This window comes from Acidimicrobiales bacterium, from assembly GCA_036378675.1.
Taxonomy (GTDB): Bacteria; Actinomycetota; Acidimicrobiia; order Acidimicrobiales; family Palsa-688; genus DASUWA01.
This window is the reverse complement of the sequence record DASUWA010000016.1, coordinates 130,089-147,816: the sequence shown is the minus strand read 5'-3', so window position 1 is coordinate 147,816 and position 17,728 is coordinate 130,089. Positions and strand designations below refer to the sequence as shown.

Annotated in this window: 12 protein-coding genes; 6 read left to right on the top strand and 6 right to left on the bottom strand. The window is 61.5% G+C overall.

Features of this window, described 5'->3' with window-relative positions; genetic code table 11:
• The first annotated feature begins 76 nt into the window (after window positions 1-76).
• The gene (locus VFZ97_06785) at window positions 77-490 is read left to right on the top strand and encodes a helix-turn-helix domain-containing protein (protein ID HEX6393130.1); all 414 of its coding nucleotides are present in this window, start codon (window positions 77-79) and stop codon (window positions 488-490) included.
• 523 nt (window positions 491-1,013) lie between these two features.
• Here the strand turns inward: VFZ97_06785 and VFZ97_06780 are convergent.
• From VFZ97_06780 to VFZ97_06765, 4 genes are all read right to left on the bottom strand, one after another.
• Window positions 1,014-1,694, bottom strand: coding sequence for a hypothetical protein (locus VFZ97_06780; GenBank protein ID HEX6393129.1), 681 nt, complete (start codon window positions 1,692-1,694; stop codon window positions 1,014-1,016).
• Between the two features lie 101 nt (window positions 1,695-1,795).
• Window positions 1,796-2,494 carry a hypothetical protein gene (locus VFZ97_06775; GenBank protein ID HEX6393128.1) on the bottom strand — a complete coding sequence of 233 codons (699 nt, stop codon included), beginning with the start codon at window positions 2,492-2,494 and terminating at the stop codon, window positions 1,796-1,798.
• Window positions 2,495-2,736: 242 nt separating this feature from the next.
• Window positions 2,737-3,822, bottom strand: a complete 1,086-nt coding sequence (locus tag VFZ97_06770) for a DUF5925 domain-containing protein (protein ID HEX6393127.1) — start codon at window positions 3,820-3,822, stop codon at window positions 2,737-2,739.
• Complete coding sequence (locus VFZ97_06765) at window positions 3,819-4,481, bottom strand: DUF6308 family protein (protein HEX6393126.1); 663 nt, start codon at window positions 4,479-4,481, stop codon at window positions 3,819-3,821. The genes VFZ97_06770 and VFZ97_06765 overlap by 4 nt, the downstream gene beginning before the upstream one ends.
• A gap of 837 nt (window positions 4,482-5,318) precedes the next feature.
• On the opposite strand from VFZ97_06765, the gene VFZ97_06760 reads away from it, so the two are divergent.
• The 3 genes from VFZ97_06760 (at window position 5,319) to VFZ97_06750 (ending at window position 15,542) form a co-directional block, all read left to right on the top strand.
• On the top strand, window positions 5,319-13,685 hold the full coding sequence (locus VFZ97_06760) for a LamG-like jellyroll fold domain-containing protein (protein HEX6393125.1): 8,367 nt from the start codon (window positions 5,319-5,321) through the stop codon (window positions 13,683-13,685).
• A gap of 990 nt (window positions 13,686-14,675) precedes the next feature.
• A complete protein-coding gene (locus VFZ97_06755; GenBank protein ID HEX6393124.1) occupies window positions 14,676-14,963 on the top strand; it encodes a hypothetical protein in 288 nt (95 codons plus the stop codon).
• Between the two features lie 60 nt (window positions 14,964-15,023).
• Window positions 15,024-15,542 (top strand): hypothetical protein, encoded by a 519-nt coding sequence (locus VFZ97_06750; GenBank protein ID HEX6393123.1) that lies wholly within the window; start codon window positions 15,024-15,026, stop codon window positions 15,540-15,542.
• 368 nt (window positions 15,543-15,910) lie between these two features.
• On the opposite strand, the gene VFZ97_06745 is transcribed toward VFZ97_06750, so the two are convergent.
• Together VFZ97_06745 and VFZ97_06740 are read right to left on the bottom strand one after the other, a co-directional pair.
• The gene (locus VFZ97_06745) at window positions 15,911-16,600 is read right to left on the bottom strand and encodes a hypothetical protein (GenBank protein HEX6393122.1); all 690 of its coding nucleotides are present in this window, start codon (window positions 16,598-16,600) and stop codon (window positions 15,911-15,913) included.
• A 79-nt stretch (window positions 16,601-16,679) separates the two neighbouring features.
• Window positions 16,680-17,099: a hypothetical protein gene (locus tag VFZ97_06740; protein HEX6393121.1), complete on the bottom strand. Its 420-nt coding sequence runs from the start codon at window positions 17,097-17,099 to the stop codon at window positions 16,680-16,682.
• A gap of 106 nt (window positions 17,100-17,205) precedes the next feature.
• On the opposite strand from VFZ97_06740, the gene VFZ97_06735 reads away from it, so the two are divergent.
• The gene (locus tag VFZ97_06735; protein ID HEX6393120.1) at window positions 17,206-17,448 is read left to right on the top strand and encodes a hypothetical protein; all 243 of its coding nucleotides are present in this window, start codon (window positions 17,206-17,208) and stop codon (window positions 17,446-17,448) included.
• 71 nt (window positions 17,449-17,519) lie between these two features.
• On the top strand, window positions 17,520-17,708 hold the full coding sequence (locus VFZ97_06730) for a hypothetical protein (protein HEX6393119.1): 189 nt from the start codon (window positions 17,520-17,522) through the stop codon (window positions 17,706-17,708).
• Window positions 17,709-17,728: the final 20 nt, after the last annotated feature.

The following is a 17,728-nucleotide window of genomic DNA, read 5'->3' as shown; positions in this document are numbered from 1 at the left end:
GAGTTGAAATGATCCAGGAGGGCTTAGACAAGCGTGTCACTACATCAGGAAGGACACTGTCGTTAGGAGGGAACAGATGACTGACGAAGAAGCGTTGGAGGCAATCAAGAACGCTGTGAAAAGGGTGGGGCGGATAGCTGGCCCACTCTTCATAGACCTTGCTGAGGCGTTTAGCGTTGTCGGCGAACTCATGACGAATCTCAGTTCGCCCATACCGGCGGGCGAATCGAAGACGAGCAACACGAACACTGCGACGAAGCCAAGGTATTTCACCGTCCAGGAGGTGGCCGAAATCGCGAGCGTGTGCACAAAGACTGTTCGGCGACGGATTGACGACGGTTCGCTCAAGGCGGACCGGATCGGGCAGGTGATTCTAGTCTCTGAGGGCGACTTTCTGGAGTTCATGGCAAGGGTCGATGCCAGGCCAGCCCCAGATCAGAAACTGCGAATCATCAAGAGGACAGGGGACCCGGAGCCACGTCCCGCGTGACCGGTTGGATTCAGAGAGGAAATCTCTCTCAAGCGGTGCGGTGAACCCGGCATTGCATCACCAACCGCCATACAGCAGGCCACCAGTTGGGACGGTCACGCGATGCTTCCCAGCCTGTCGCCGTAAGAGGGACCAGTCGGTTGGATCGATGCCGTTCTCGCTGGCGAACTGCGTCTAGCCCAGCGCTGCGGAGTCGTCTCTTGCCGGCGGCAGTCCCGAGGCGGTGATGGTGCCGTTGTACAGCCAGTAGCCCGACGCCTTGGATGGCCGGTAGACAAGTAGCCCCTCAAATGCCGAGCTTCCATCTAGGCTTCAGGAGATCTGTGTTCTCCGGAAGGAGCGTGAGTGGGCAGGTTCGATAGGCCTAAGCCGAAATGGGACAAGCCAAAGGCCCGTTTCGATAAACCCAAGGCGGCATTTGATAAGCCGAAGCAAAGCAAGTCGGCCTGGCAGATCCTCCTCGGCTCGAAGGGCCGCAAGAAATCCAAGTAAGGATCACCTTCGGCCGAAATGGTCGATCGCCTTACCCGTTCCAAGCCGAGCGTACGGCTGCACCGTCGGCAGCGATCCTCTTCGGTATCGCGGTGTGGTGACCGGCGACGATCAGGGTCTGGTGGCCGTAGAGTGTGACCCGAGCGACAGCTGGTCGGGGGAGCCGCCCAGCAGGCCAGGGCGGTGTATCCATCACCGAACAGAGCTCAGACCAAGCCGGCTCCCCGAGCACCAGAACTACCGAGGGCTGCATTTCTGTCACCTGTTGTCCAAGGAAGTCCCGACAGAACTCTCGGTAGATCGGAGCAGAGTGACTGGTGAACCTGCCCGTCGGTCGTCCCTTCTTGAGGCCGACGTAGACGTTGCTGAAGAAGAACCGGTTCAGCGGTACGCCGGCGAGATCGAGAAGGCGATACAAGCCGACCCAGGTGCTCATGGTGCGATAGCCGGGGACGCGATCGCCGTGGGACAGTCCGCTCTGTCGCCGGATCTCGTAGTTGTCGATGGAGTCGATGTTGTGGCCGATGACCATCAGCCCCTCGTAAGGGAACGGGGGGAGCTTGGTGGACTTTGGTGGACGAAAAACGCCAGCTGATGCGGCAAAGGCAGCCGTCCCAGGAAGTTGCTCGGGAACCGGCGTGACATCCGGCGGGTATTCGCGGAAGTCGGAGAGCTCCGATAGGAATCGCTGGATCGGATGGGCGTCAGGCATCGAGGAACCGATGAGTGCGGTTCATGCGTTTGGATTCAATGGTGGCTTTAGGGCGGTGAGGTGGTCGATGTGTTCGTCAATGCTGACGCTGTCGGGCGGGCTCATTGCGGCCGGTGGAGGAGATCCGTGAGTTGCTCTCCGTACTGCCTCCAAGTCCGGTTATCCGAGTCGGACACCCGTTGAGATAGCCCGTAGAGAGCTCGCTCCACTTCCCACGTCTCCGTATTCAGACAGTCCGCGGTCTCCAGAACCCAATCACGGACCTCTACGTAAGCCTCAAAGGTCTCTGAGGCTGGCGCTACCGAGTCGGGATCCACATCGGCGGTCGGTGGCTCGCCGTGGGCGATCCTCAGGCCGTTGGCTGCGGCATGGACCCGCCAATCGAAGATGAAGTGACAGTCGGGCCAGAGCGCGGCCAGTAGCGAAGTTGTCGTCGCCACAGCGGATCCCGGAAGAGCGAGCGAGAGATCTTTCCATGTATGCAGGTCACTGCACTTTAGGGTCAGCGGTGACCTCTGAACTGGGATCGAGATCTCACTTTTGACCCCGGTCGGGAGCATCTTTATGGTGGTAAGCGCGGCGGGACGCAAGCGTCGTCCCGGCTGCCTCTTGAAGTTCCCGACAGCGAGGACCAAGTGATGCCAGCTGAGGCGTCCATCGACCTCGGTTTCCGCGGCCCAGAAGAGGCCGCTTAGTCGGAGAATATCCTCCCACAGTCCGCCGTCGCCCCACGTGGACGCCGAGCGGCGAATGATGGACGAGTTCAGACCCGGAATCGAATAAGGCACTTGGTCGGTCACGAAACGGGCCTATTTCGCTACCGCAGGGTGACCGACGGGGCCGCGGTTCCCTCGTCCGTCCGTCCCCCTCGGAAGATGCGGGGGATGCGCGCGACGGTCACCTCCACCAGCTCCGGTCGCACCGGTCGAGGGGTTGTAATAGTCCTTGAGCGCTTGGATCGACTCGGTCCGCCGGGGACCTTCGAACAACCAGAGCGGATGGTGGGCGTCAAAGTCCGACATGGAGTTCCTTTCTGGATAGCTCAGATGTAGCGACCAATACCGAGGGGAACCTCGGGGTGCTTCCCGGTCCGGCTGGACTCGTAGAGCTCGGCAAGGGTGGAAGAGGCGGCGGGAATGTCGTCTTGCCCGTTTGAAGCCAGCCATGCGCGGGCCTCCTCCGCCGTGAACCGCACAAACTCGATACTGGCGAGGCACCTCCCCGGTCGGGTCAGCGCCGGATGAATCCGTCCCAGCTCGTCGTTGGTGGTCAATAGCACCATCAGGTGATGGCTCTGACCGAGCATGCCGTCAGTTGTGTTGAGGAGTCTGCCGAGAGCGGCACCAGCGTCCCGTCGTGCTGTCGACCTCAGATACTCGTCGCTGTCCTCTGCGACCATTAGCTTCCAGCGTCGAGAGGTGGGTGGCTGATCGATTCTCGCGGGCTCGACTCGGGTGGTGGCGTTGATGACCTCGTGCAGGTAGTCGGCGTCGGCGAACATTCGGTCGGGGTCGCTTATCAGATGCGGCTCGCACCAAGTCCGCCAAGATTCAAAGAGAGCCCGTATGGCGTTGGTCTTGCCCGTCCCTGGTTCCCCGTGAAGGAGAATGAGACGAGAACCATCGACGCTGGGATTTGTGAGTCCCATGAGTCGTTCCAAGGGCCGGCGGACCGGCGAGGGATAGTTCTGCGTGATATCGGACCACCGCCTTGTGGCGAGGAATCGATGATTGATGCTCGGACCCGAGCGCGGGGAGTGGTGCCATATTGCGATCCGAACTTGGTTGGAGTTGGATCGGGAGAACTTCGCCAAGATGTCCTCGACAATTGAGCGGGCGACATCACCCTCAGACGATGCCGCCGCAATGCGGGTCGTCTCCGAGTAAGCCTGGACGTGAACCATGAGGCCTTCTCCCTCGGCAAGGACCTCGGCGCAGCCGAGGGCCTCCAAGCTGGCGATCACAGACGACCCGGTCGGGACTAGGTCAAGTGGAGCCACCGGGTGCTGCAGCTGGGCGGTGACGACGTGCTTCAGGTCGTCGAGTTGGCGAGACCGGAACCTGAGAAGCATTGGGTGATCGGGGCCACCTCGTCCGTCCTCGACGACGGAGACGTCGGGCCGGCTCATCGGGTCGCCATCCAAATGGCGATATCGGCGATCCTTATGAGGCTGGGGCCGGAGTCCCCCAGCTGAGCGCTGACATCGTTCGAGACAGCTTCCAGCGCTGAGTGGTTGGAGGGCTCGGCGACATCGGTGCGAAGTTCGCCGACGATGGAAGCCCAGGCTGCGCCGCCTCTCTTGCCCGTCACCGGTCGATACCAATCGACTATGGCCTTGTCCAGAATCGGAACCAGCCTCGGTCGCTTCCGGTGGAATACCTTGCTAAGTAGAGAAAGGGACACTGGCCCTCTCAACCGTTCGAGTTCTGTCACCCGATCGACGACCCCTTGTGGTGCGTCCGAGAGGTCTACGTTCCCGGGAAGAACGGTCACGAAGCCTTCCAACTCTCGTCGCTCCTCAAGGAAGAAGCTGAGGTCCGATTTGGAGAGCCCTGGGTGGAGAGCCGCACACGACAGGACGTCCACCGGGCCAATACGGTCGGGATCGGTTTGGATGGCGTCGTAGTACGGCCAAGCCCAAACCTCGGGAGCGCCCCCGCTCCACGGGAGCCCGCAATAGCGCCGAACTCTGTCCTCCGGATCGTCCACTACCCGGTTCCCGAGGACGAGCGAGTATTCGTTCATTTCTCCTCCATCGGTTGCGGCCTCCCATCCGGGAGCACCCACCGTGGACAAGGCTATCGGGACGCAGTGACAGCCATCGCGGCTCATGCGGTCAGCTATCGCGGGCGCATGGCGGACGCGAGCGCCCAGCTGACGTCCAAGACCGGCCCCAGCGATCGAAGTCGTCCACTTGTGTCCACGACACATTCCGTGGCGAACGCGTAGGCATTCGGGAAGACCGAACGACGCTAGGACAGGTCTCACCCGTGGACGCTTCAGCAACTGGCCAAATGCCTCGCAGACGGAAGGCGACAGTTGTCTCAGAAAGCGACACCTCGAACTCGTTGAACATGCTCGCGAACCGTCGGGGCCGGATCCGCAGCGTCGTCGCATCGATCCTGAGAGCAGTCTCGCCGCGACGGTTCGATGTGTCGGTGTAGCAGAGATCGATGCTATGACCCATTTGAGTGGTGCATCCTGAGTCGCAGGAACATTTCTTGAGTTTGGTGCTTGCTTTGCGTCTGAGTGCCGGTTACCGTCCGCCGCGAAGGTCTTGTTTGCGCCCTCCTAGGTGGGGGTGGTGAGGAAGGGGCAGGAATGTTTGGTGGGCAGCGGCAACGTCGTGTTCTGTTGCGCGTCGCGGCGGCGGGGGCGTGCTCGACCCTGGTGGGCGGTCTGCTGGTGGCGGTGCCACTTGCGGCTACGACAGCGCATGCTGCGTCCGGTCCTCACCCGGTCCCACCGATATCTTCGCCGCCGGCACAGCGATCGGTTTCAGCGCCGACCGGCGGTCCAGGGGCGGTGCCGACAACTTCGCAAGCCCCATCTGTGGTGCCACCGTTGAGGCCGTCGGGTAGCCCGAGCGCTGGTAAATACGTCCCTGGGAAGAGCGTCGAGAACGTGTCCGCTCGTACCGAGACGATGAAGGTCTTCGACAATCCGGACGGCTCGCATACCGCTGAGGTGTCGCCGGTGCCGGTTCATTTCCGGGACCCGGCCAAGGGTGGGGCCTGGAGCGATATCGACAACTCGATCGTCGCTGACGGCACCTCGGGCTGGTACCGGTCGAAGGCGAACTCCTGGATGGCCCGCTTCGGTCCGACACCGGTAGTTGAGTTCCATTCTCGGTCCGGTGGCGTCCAAACGCTTACGCCTATGGGTGGCGCTTCGGTGGCACCGGTCGTCGGACCGGATCCGAGCACGATCACCTATCCGGGCGTGTGGCCCGATGTTGACCTGCGCTACATCGTGTCAGCGACGGGTGTCGAGGAGGACATCGTCGTCAACAGTTCTACGGGACGCACAGACTTTGATTTCTCCACCGGATCTATCGGGTATCAGTCAGCAGCCGGGGGCGGGATGAACCCGATCGGGGCAGCGCCGGATGCAGCAACTTTCGCGCAGCCGGTCGTGCGCGGGAGTGATGGCTCCCCGGTCGAGGAGGCGTCGCCGACGCTATCGGCGATCGGTAGCCCTGGTGCTCCGGGTGTGAGGGTATCGGTTCGCGGCACCTGGACACCTTCTGGCTACCCGTACGTGATCGACCCTAGTTTCAATGTTGGTAGCGCCAACATGACGGCCTATAAGTCGGATGCCTATGGCAACACGATCCTGACCTGTACGTCTTGTGGACTTTCGATCGGCGATCCGAACGAGCCGGCCGGTAACAGAGAATGGCGTTCTATCGGTTATTTCGGTGCCGGACAAATCAACGGTGACGCGGTCAGCGACGCGAGCGTGTCGGTTTGGAACCTGGTCGCCGGTACGGCCAATAACTATCCGTTCTCGATCTGGTCGGCCTCGGGACCGTCGTTCGGCGGGGCGGTTGGGAACGGGCCCTATACCAGTAATGCGTATATTGCGACGAGCGGGAATTACGAGAGCATCGGTCTCGCTCAGCTTTACAACAACTGGACCCGCAACAGCCTTGCCGGGGGGTCGCTCGGGTTCGCCGGTTACGAGCAGCCGGGCCTGTACACCTATAAGGAGTTCGGCGCTTTCCTTCTGTATCTGACCTATTGGACGATCCCGTCGGTGCCGACTCTGAGCGGCTCGGCCACCGGGTCAATCCACAACATCACACCGACCCTGCAAGCTTCGTCGACCAACGCCGATGGAACCCCCGTGAACTACTACTACCAGATCGCCACCGACCCGGGCTTTTCAAACATCATCTTTGGCTCGGGGTGGGGTCAGGGCACGAGTTGGACGGTCCCGTCGGGAGTTCTGAGTTGGAACCCGCTGACCCCCTACTATTGGCGGGCTTACGCGTGGGACGGCCAGGTCGACGCCAATGGCAGCTACGTCATGAGCGGACCGAGTGGGGGGTGGAGTTTCACGCCGGTGAACTCCCCGCCGTCGTCACCCCCGCTGACCACGCCTTCCTCAGGGCAGGTGATCAGCACCTCGACGACGACCTTTACAACCAACAATTCGGTCGATCCGAACGGTGATCCGATCTCTTACCGGTTCCAGGTGGCCACCGGGGCCGACGGCCAGTCGGGACGTCTGATCACCTCCGGATGGCAGTCAGGTACTACATCGTCGTGTCCCGGCTCGACTAACCCAACGTGTTGGGAACCCCCGGCAGGGACTTTTCAGGATGGTGGTGTCTATTACTGGACGGCTCAGGCGGAGGACAACTGGGGAGCCATGAGTCCCTGGTCGCAGCCGTTGCCGTTCCGGGTCGATTCTCGCATGGGCAGCGACTCGCGTCTTCCGTTCGATACGGAAGGACCTGTGTCTGTCAACCTGTCTACCGGCAATGCGGTGATAACAGCAGGGGGGCCGAGCTTCAAGACTGTCGGCGGGGATGTCGGGGTGACCTTCAACTACAACTCGATGGCCACCCAAAACTACGGGCTGACCGGGACGTACTGGCAAGACCCCCGCGGAACGGGGGCGTTCCCGCCTGGTACCGCCAACGGAGAGATACAGGAACTGACTCGCCAAGACACAGCGTTGAACTTCAACTGGGGCACCGACGGTGCAACGGACGGTCCCGCACCGGGCACTGTCATGCCTGACCATTGGGTGGCGGAGTGGAAAGGGTACATAACCACCTGCAACACAGGTCCATGCGCCGGCCATCACTACAAACTCGTGGCGAACAGGGTCGACGACAGCGTGAACGTGACCGTTAATGGTCAACAGGCATTGTCGGCAAACTTCACCAACCAGCCTCAGACAGGCCCGTTGGTGTTCTCAGGCGGCAACTTGCCGATCACGATCGATTACACGCAAGTTACCGGTCCGGAATATCTCGACATCCAGGTAGTGGATACCGACGCCAACCCGCCGATCCCAGCGATGGAGATACCAACCAACTGGCTCAGTCCCACCGCCCCGGTACTTCCTGAGGGGTGGTCGCGTACGGGAAACAGCTTCGCAGCCGGTTACAGCGCCCTTCGTTCACAGTCGGCCACATCAGTCGCCGTCGTGGACGAAAGCGGCGCGCAGCACCTGTTCACCTCCACCGGCGGATCCGGCTGGGTGCCGCCCCCCGGGGAGGACTCCACCCTGACCAAGAACGCTGATGGAACCTGGACGCTCATCGGCGACGACGGATACGCCTACAAATTCGACGCCGCTGGTCAACTCAGCAAAGTGACCTCACCCGCCGACGACGCCCACCCCGGTGCGCCCACATACAACTACGGACCGCTCTCCGACGGCGTCACCTCTCGGTTGTTATCGATAGTCGACGCCACAGGACGGACCATGACTCTCCAGTATTGGGGCGAAACCGGGGTGACCTGCCCCACCGGGACGGGTTTCGACAGCAGCCAGACCACCCCGCAGCCAGACACCGACTTTTTGTGCCGCGTCTCCTACGGTGACAGCGGATCAACTGCGGGGTTCGGAGCCGCGAATGGAGGCGGGTTCACCGATGAGACCGATCTGTACTACTCCAACGGTCATCTCGCCAGGATCACCAACCCAGGGGGCGGGACCGCCGGCACGCCAACCACGGACTTCCTCTACTGCGGCAACACTTGCACAGTCAACAATGTCTCTGGCGTGCCGTTGCTAATCGGAATCCGAGACCAGCTCACAAACGATCTGATCGCCAATGGGATCATCACAGATCCCAATAACACTGACGGCTCACCCAACCTGAACCACTTCACACAGATCGGATACGACACCGCCGGTCGAGTGACTCAAGTGACACTCCCTGAGCCGGACGCTAACAGCGCTAGCAGCCGCCCGAACCATCAATACACGTATCCCTCGAGCGGTCCGACCGGAGGAACAACCACGGTGACCGTCGCAGGCGAGACCACCACCCAGGGATGGGCTCGTCAGGTGATCTACGATCCGGCCGGGCACGCCACGACCGACACCGGTGCTGACAACATCGCGGTCAACTACGCCTGGGACGACTTCAACGACCGGCTGCTGGCCAAGATCGACCATCACTACCAGGCCGACCCAACCCATGGGCTGGAGACCACGAGCCTCTACGACGCAGCAGGCAACGTCACAGACACCTACGGGCCGGCCCCGGCTACCAGCTTCACATCCAACTACACCTCCACCACTCCGCTGCACGCCACATCCACCTATGACGGCGGACTGTCGGGCCTAGCCGGATCCTGGTATGAGGGCGCGAACCCAGCCGGATCGGCGGCGTTCCATAACGTCGACACCGTCAGCGACAGCTGGGGAGGCGGGTCCCCCTCGACAGTCAGCTCGCCACCCAGCAACGCAATCCAAACGGCGAGCGCGACCACACCGTTCTCGGGAGTCCTCACCGGCCAAACCACGCTGTCACAGCCGGGCAAACTCCAACTGACCGCTGATGGCGCACAAATGTGGGTCGACGATCATCAAGTTGTCTCCGCATGGGGAGGGCCCTATGTAGCAGCGGTTAATGCGGATAGTCCGATGAACTGGTGGCGGCTGGCCGACCCCGCGGGGTCGACCAACGCAGCAGACCAGACCGGCGGCGACTTCGGCACCTACCAGGCGACCACGATGGCGGGAGCGCTCGGTCAGCACGCGGGCGACAGTGCAACCGCGGCCTCGCTCAACGGAACCAGCAGCCAATATGTCAACATCCCCTCACCGTCTGGATCGACCAGCCAAGCCGGATACCAGTGGCTAGGTCAATCCCCATTCACGATCGAAGCGTGGATCGATCCCACCGTAGCAGGCGTTTGGCAGCGTGTCATCGAGTTCGGCACGGGAGCGGCCACGAACAACGTGGCTTTGGCCTTGGGACCCACAGGGAAAGATCTCGCGTTGGGTATCTGGAACAACGGCTCTGGTCAGAACTTCATCGTTTCTAACGCGGTCACTCTCGGAGTGTGGCAGCACGTCGCGGTGACTTTCACTCCCAACGGAAGCGGCGGCGGCACTGCGGTCCTCTACCGCAACGGCGGCAGTATCGGCTCGCAGAACATGACGATAGCGCCAGCGGCTGTGACCTACACCCAGAACGCGATCGGCAAATCGAACTGGTCAGCAGACGCCTACTACACAGGAAGCATCCAGGACGTGGCGATTTACCCCGCGGCCCTCAGCGGCGCACGAATCGCCGCTCACTACACCGATGCCAGTTGGACCCAAACTGCCAGCACTACGCCGGTTATTTGGAACACGCCCTACCCGAAGGCCGTGGTGAATGACACCCCGGTCAGCTTCTGGCGGCTCGGTGACGCGACCGGATCAACCAGCGCCACGGACAGTTACGGAACCAACAATGGCACCTACGCCAACGTGACCCTGCCGGCCTCCGGGGCTGGCGCGGATCCGAACGATCCTTCGGCCACCGCCGCGTCGTTCAACGGCAGCAGCTCCCAGGTCGGCCTCCCCGCTGGCATCGTCAACGGCCAGCTCCCGCTCAGCATCGAAGCCTGGTTCAATACGACATCCAACGGCGTCATCTTCTCCGTCCAGAACAGCGCCGCCTCCAACTACGTGCCCGATCTTTATGTTGGGACCGACGGAAAGCTCCGAGGCGAGCTCTGGAACGGCATCGTCGACCCGATAACCAGCACAGGGACAGTGAACGACGGTAAGTGGCACCATGCGGTGCTTTCCTCGACTGGAACATCCCAGAGCTTGTACCTCGATGGCAACTTCGTCGGCAGCATCACCGGACAAACACCCCAGTACGACATGACCATCGACACGATCGGCAGCGGCAAGACCGTTGGTTGGACAGCCGGAACATCGAACGCGACCATGCCCTTCAACGGGGCCATCCAAGACGTGGCTCTGTACAACAAGGCTCTCGCCGCCCCCACGGTGGCCGCCCATTACGCGGCGGCGAGCAGTGCAGTTCCCGCGTTCTCCAACGTGCACCGCATCCGGATCCAAGTCCAACAACTCGTATCCGGTGGCCAGTTGACACTCACCCTGCCAACCGGGGGAACCCTGCAGCCCCGTTACGGGCTGGCGACCAGCCATACCGACGCCGACGGGCATGTAGTGAGCACCTCCTTCACCAACGGGAGCGGACTCACCCCGGCTTTCGGCCTTGAGACCGCCAGCACGGTCGACCCGAACGGGTTGAACCTGGCCACCTCCACCGGCTACGAGGCCCTCGGGTCCGGCTATCTACGCCAAACCAGCCGAACTCTGCCGGGCGGTGGCCAGACCACGTACGCCTACTACAGCCAAGGCACAAACCCATCGACCGCTAACAATCCATGCCCTGGCGGGGCCACCAACATCCCCCAGGGTGGAGGAGTATGGACAACCACCGACGCGGCGGGGATCGTCAACGAGAACGTCTACGACGAAGCCGGCCGAACATTGGCCACACGCGTCCAATCCGACGGCGCCAACTGGACATGCACCACATACGACACCCGAGGCCGACCAGTAACCGTCGTCTACCCGGCCCTGTTCGGCCAGGCAGCCCGGACCGCCACCTACAACTACGCCGTCACCGACACCACCATCACCGGAAACCCGGCCAACCCTGCAATCACCGCCGTGACTGACTCCGGTGCGACATGCACATTCAGCTCAACAGGCGGCACCTCCGGATGCGTTACCACGAAGGTCGACTGGCTCGGACGGGTCGTCTCTTACACAGACACCTGGGGCGACACCACCACAACCAAAATTGATCAGGCCGGAAGGGCCTACGAAACGGACGGACAATCGGGAACACAGACAACCGGCTACGACAACTCCGACCGTCCCTACACCCAAGGTCTCGACGGGGGCACCGTCGCAACAGCGACTTACGACCCCAACAGTGGCCTCCCAACCTCGTACAGCTACCCGACCGGAACGGGCAACACCGGCAACGGCACCAGCCAGGCAGTCACCTACGACACGAACGGTCGCACCGCTTCGGTGGCTTACACGAACAGCTCGAACACCACGATCACGTCTGACAACATAACGAGCTACTCGAATGCCAGCAGAGTCACCGGAGAATCAATCGACGGAACGCCATTGAACTCATCAGGCCAGGCATTCGGTTACGACAGTGCAGGACGGCTCGTCGATGCCTACGCCTCGGGACACCACTACACCTACGGCTTCGGTACGACCACGGGCTGCTCGGCGAACAACGCCGGTCTCGACTCCAACCGAACCAGCTATACCGATAACGGCACCGCGATCGCCAACTACTGCTACAACCAAGCTGACCGGCTGCTCTCCACCACCGACAGCCGGTTTGCCAGCGTCAGTTGCCCAGGAGGCGGTTCTGGTCAATTCTGTTACGACAGCCACGGCAACATAACGAACCTCGGCAACGAGACCCTCGGATATGACGCCGCCGACCGGAACGTCAGCCTGAACACGGGATCAGGCCAAACCGCAACCTACAAGCGCGACGCCACCAACCGGATAGTCGAGCGTGACGTCACCTCCGGGGGGACCGTTCTGGCTTCGGACACGTTCCAGCGGGCCAACCAATCGCATTGGGGCACGGCCTCGAATGGGCAAACCTGGGGCGGTGATGCCAACAGCAACAGCTCGTTCTCGATCTCGGGTAACGCCGGGTTGGTGTCAAACACGGGAGGCAACTCCTACAGCGCCGTGCTGGGACCCACCGCGACCGACTCCGAGGTCTACGCCACCGGTTCCATGAGCTCCTACTCCAGCAGCAACTTCGGAGACGTAGTGCGATGGACAGACACGAACAACTGGTACAAGGCGTACATTGACGGCAGCAACCTGATCATACAGAAGAAGGTGTCCGGCTCCACGACCACCCTTGCCAGCACGCCTTTCTCGCCGACTGCCGGCACCTCCTACAGCATTCATTTCCGGGTAGTCGGCTCGACCCTGACCGCGAATGTTTGGGCGTCCTCCGGAACAGAGCCCACCGGCTGGATGCTCACAGCTACCGACACGACCTTCACCTCCGGGTATACCGGTATGCGGTTCCTCGCCCAGACCGGCATAACCGCGACAGTGACCTCATTCCAGTCGGACGTTCCCGGCGGAGGCACCACCACCGTGACCCGGTACGGATTCAGCGGGGGTGGCGACAGCCCGGACCTCACCCTCAACAGCACGAACGCCGTCGTGGAGCGGGATATCGGCCTCCTAGGCGGGGTCATGGTCACCAAACGAGGCAGCGCCGCTACCGACGTCTGGTCCTATCCGAACATCCACGGGGATGTGGCTGCTACCGCCGATGGGAATGGGAACAAGACCGGCGGAACCTACCTCTACGACCCGTTCGGTAACGCACTCACCGGGGAACCCGACAACTCAGCCGGAAGCTTCAAATACGGCTGGGAGGGCAAACACGAGCGAGGTACGGACACGGCGGGAGGCCTACCGCTAATCGAAATGGGTGCTCGGGTCTATGTAGCAGCGCTCGGGCGGTTCCTCGAAGTAGACCCAGTACCAGGAGGGAGTGCTAACTCCTACGACTACTGCGACGCCGACCCGATCAACTGCACCGACCTTGCCGGCACCAATACCCATAAAACTCGCTGGGGCGCCGGCTGGGCGCTCGGTTTGTGGGTATCCGGCAGGGGACTGAAAGTTGACGCTATTTTTGTCGCCTACGTAAACCTCGGTACTCACGCGAGAAACGTTTTTCTTGAAGTTTGTAGAACAGATCGCAGAGTTTGCCACGATACTCCTAGCACCCTAATTCAGGCAGGCTCATATGGTTGGTTCGGAGTCTTTGGCAATGACGCTGTTACCTCGGGGCTAGGGGCCTTTCGACGAACCACCGAAGTAACTGTTCGAATGAGAGAGCAGTATTACCGTCCAGGACAGCGGTACCCTAGTTATCGGTATGTAACCGATGCTGTCGAGTTTGAAGTACATAGGTAGTGATGAGCGAAGCCCCTTCCTTCGAAGACTTTCCGCCTCTCAGGTCGATTTACTCCCAGTTCCCTGAAGCACTTGAATATGCGGATCTAACGGAGGGGCAAGCGCGAGAAATGGCGGCTGATCAGGGTCTCGGATTCGTTCGGGTCGTCGCCAGAGACGGATGGTTTGGATGTAGTGGCGATAAGGATCAGTCTCGCCTGAACTTGATCCTGCGATCCGGCAGGGTGGTTCGTGCATGGGTGGGTTAGGCCGTTCCCTGAACGTAGGTGCGGGAGGTTCCTGACGGATCCGGTCGAGTGTGCAAACAGAGCATCCTGTGAGCTCTAGCACACGCCACCACGCCACTGGGGGGTCGATCGCGCCGGCCGAGTCGCCCAGCTCGCCGGTTTGCTTAGCTCGCTCGACTGACTCAACACGAAACTACTGAGTTCCGAGCCGGCCCGATCAGAGCTTGCGCCGTCACCGGCTGCAAAGAGCAGGCGACTCTTCAAGCGGCCCACATCCTCCCACTAAGCCTGGGCGGGACACACTTGATTGCGAACTCCGTCCTCCTGCGGGCAGGATACACACCCTGTTGGACCTCGAACTGCCGTGGATCGGCAAGGTTCTCGCTGTCCACCTCGCAGACACAGTCAGAGATCCGAAATACCGCAGCCTTGATGGGGAGAAGGCGCGTCCGCCCAAAGGAGTACCCAAGGGTGAATGGAGGTGAGTTCTGCTTCAGCGAGAGCGGCTTCTGCGCGCCTAGAGATCCCCTCGTAAGACTCGGATGTGCCTCAACGCGGATATGGGAGCTACGACAACAGAGTCGCCTCCCGCGGCCCGCTCGGCGAATCCGGTGGCAACTTCGCTCAGGTTGCGAGAAGGAGTTACTAACGGTCGGTGTCTGGGGCCTCCGACCGGGTTACTGGGTCATCTGTTGCGATTCGAAGTCCGGCAGTACCTCAGATGGCGTAAGCGGGCGCACCGAGGCATTGGATCGAGCTCTGGGTGGTCGGGCACCCCCGACCGAAGGAGGAAGAGGAGTATTGGCGTCTCCTCAAGCGCGAGGACCTCGGCAGGATCACTCCGAGACAGAGACGTCGCTTCGAGGATCTGTCTGATCTCTTGTGGCCACGTCTCGAGGAGTACTACGCGGGTCTTCCTGAACCAACGGCCGAGAACGACCTGTGGCTCTACGCCCAAGAGATCGCCGACCGGATGCGTGCACGGGTCGGCCAGGTGCGCCTAATTCCGACAGATCACGGTCCCGATTCCCGCGAGGAAAGCGACCAATGACCGACCTCTTCCTGGCCGCCGGCCACGAACAAACCGTTGCCGTGCCATATTGAGAAAGCAATGAGACCTCGAATACTCATCCTCGGTACGTGCCTCCTGCTGGCGGCTTGTTCGGCGGGCGGGACCAAGACCACCATCGGTGCGAATAGTCCAGCGACGACGACTTTTCACGTCACCGGGAACCCAGGGCCACCGCCTACGCCATCAGCGAGCGATACGTGGCGTCGGGACACCGGACTCAACAACAGCGACCCCGAACAGCTGGATGGCACCAGTCACATCTTTAGCTTCTACAGCAATCCCTACAGGACCGGGTGGGTCATGATCTGGGCTGGCGGCAAACGCGATCCGGCAACTTTGAGGAAAGTTCAGGGTGTCATCTGGGTCAACATCAATCCCGACCCGCGGCAGTCAGGACCGGCCAACGCTGAGCCTCCGGATTCGCCCACCCATGAGTACGACCCCCCGAACTCACCGACCTGGGTGAAGATCACAAGCGTCAATAGCGACATCGTAAACCTCCAGCGTCAGGATGGCTCCACGCTCACCTTCAACCTCCAAACCCGCCACTTCGGCTAGAAGGGGCCGAGAGACCCACGCCCAAAATCGGTCGGACCGGGGGCGTCTTCCTCCAAGATCGGCTCGGGTAAACAATCATCGGGAATCGGCATCATTCCTCGTACCAGTCGGCGAACGACGTCAGTGGATCGACATTTGGGTGGTCAGCGTTCATCGTTCACCTGGCAGGTCCCCATTCTCCGGCAGGGTGTGGTGTGGTGCATGTACTGAACAAGGTCGACGAGACCGTAAATGCTCGCGGCCGACAGCCCGGCCCAGAACAGCGCCGCCAAAATCGATAGCCACGCTTTTCGTCGTAAACGCCTGACCAAATCTCACCGCCTCCTACAGGCGACAAGCTAATTGGCAGGTGTGACATCTTCGGGGGCTCAGGTTTGGAGATTGGCGAAGGGCAGGGAACCGTAGCGGGATCGAAACCGATCGAGGAGTGACCGTTCGGCCTCCCGAGGCTCCTCCGAAGGGGTTACCTTCCAGGCCACTACAAGTTCGTCGGCGTCGGCCAGCTGCCAAATCAACCGACCACCCCAGTGACCGACGGGCTTGCCGGCTCCAAAGTCACGGAAGTCACGTAACCGCCGCAGCAGACGGGTGGCCTTGCCGATGTAAACCACGGGTGCGTTGGCAACCCATCGCTTCTGGAGCAGATCAGCTGTCACGGTTGGGTCTTGCCCTTTGAAACGACCCCCCGGATTCGACTGCCGAAACGCCGGTTCATTCCCTGTCCTTCGCAAGACCACATACACGCCGGGTTCGTCGGGTATGCCGCTTGAGGCCAGCGCCGAGAACGGCAGGAAACCCCGGAAACCTTCTTCGCGAAGGTTCTGCTCACCCATCAAAGGACCCGACTGCCGATCCGATGGTGGCGAGACGAGTCCCGCCGTGCGCGTCGGATCAGGGACAGACTGCCCGTTATCCGCTGCGATGCGCTGAACCCGCCTCCACGCTTCCTCCTGGAGGTCCATGACGTGGTGAATGCCCGAGTTGTCAGCCGCTGTGAAACTGGCGTGGAAGTAAGCGTAGATCGCGTTCCAGTCGTCGTCAGAGACCGTTACCGACATACGGCGATCCTAGTTAGCGGCCGTGTCGGCCTCGGCATGCAGCGTCGAGAGATTGAAATCGCGCAACGGACGAATCTCGTCACTCCGTGGCAGTTATCGTGCAACCAGCGATACGGGTGTCGGGTCGGGCGGTGATCGAAAATCGGGTGGTGCTGTTCGCCGCAACGAAGTAGTTGTGGCTTGCCTGCTCGACTGGGTCGTGCTGGGCATCGCGGAAGGTGACTTCGATCCGAAAGTTCCCGAGGGTAGACGTCGGATTGCCAAACGTTCCCTGCGCGACGGCGAAGAAGCCACCGGAACTGGGGCCGCAGTAGCTGATTTGTATGTCCTTGTTGAACTGCACAGGGGAAGCGGTTGCGCCGTTGCCTTGGCTGCCTGTCCTGCCACCACCTCCGCAAGCCGTCGCCAGACTTGCGCTGATCAGGACAGCCAAAGCGGTTCGGGCAAGTTTGACCGGAACCCTCGAGAAGGCGTGGTCCGGTGCAACACAGGTGCTCAAGGTTTGCTCCCGCCATTTCACGTTCCGTCACCCGTATCCGCAGGCTGAGTCGAATACTACTCACATCCACCTAAGCAGACGGCGGGCTTTCTTACTTTGCTCGGGTGTGGGCCGGATGGTGGACGTCGACCTGCTCGTCGGAGCGGAGGAGATCGCCCGCCGACTCGAGGTCGGCCGTCCGCAGGTCGTCTACGAATGGCGACGGCGGCTGGCAGATTTCCCTCTGCCGGTCTTCTCTCTTAGCCGCACCTCGATTTGGTACTGGCCAGATATTGAGCGTTGGGCGGCTCGGACGGGTCGTCTTCCCGTGCCCGGGCCGCAGCCTCGTCGCGCCAGGAGAAGGCGATAGCGAACCCTTGCTACGTTGGGGGGTCGGGTCGGTTTTCGCGCCATGGCCTCGACTCGCCATACGTTTGAGAGATGGCTCGGCGTCGCACCTACTCCGCCGTGGAGCTGGCCGAAGTAGCCGCCGGGCTCAAGATGCTCTTGGCCGAGGTGGAAGCTGGCCGTCTCACCGCTGACTCCGGGGTCATCGCGCGGCTTGAGGGGGCGGTAGCAGCACTGGAGGCTCTTGCCAGAGAAGGCGTCCCCGAGGCCCCGGGAAGGTAACGGCGAGGCTCCAGACCTGA

What these genes read in the sequence shown, in the direction of transcription:
- VFZ97_06770 (HEX6393127.1), bottom strand. Translation starts at nt 3,822, where the DNA reads ATGAGCCGGCCCGACGTCTCCGTCGTCGAGGACGGACGAGGTGGCCCC.
- VFZ97_06745 (HEX6393122.1), bottom strand. Translation starts at nt 16,600, where the DNA reads ATGTCGGTAACGGTCTCTGACGACGACTGGAACGCGATCTACGCTTAC.
- VFZ97_06730 (HEX6393119.1), top strand. Translation starts at nt 17,520, where the DNA reads ATGGCTCGGCGTCGCACCTACTCCGCCGTGGAGCTGGCCGAAGTAGCC.
- VFZ97_06750 (HEX6393123.1), top strand. Translation starts at nt 15,024, where the DNA reads ATGAGACCTCGAATACTCATCCTCGGTACGTGCCTCCTGCTGGCGGCT.
- VFZ97_06785 (HEX6393130.1), top strand. Translation starts at nt 77, where the DNA reads ATGACTGACGAAGAAGCGTTGGAGGCAATCAAGAACGCTGTGAAAAGG.
- VFZ97_06780 (HEX6393129.1), bottom strand. Translation starts at nt 1,694, where the DNA reads ATGCCTGACGCCCATCCGATCCAGCGATTCCTATCGGAGCTCTCCGAC.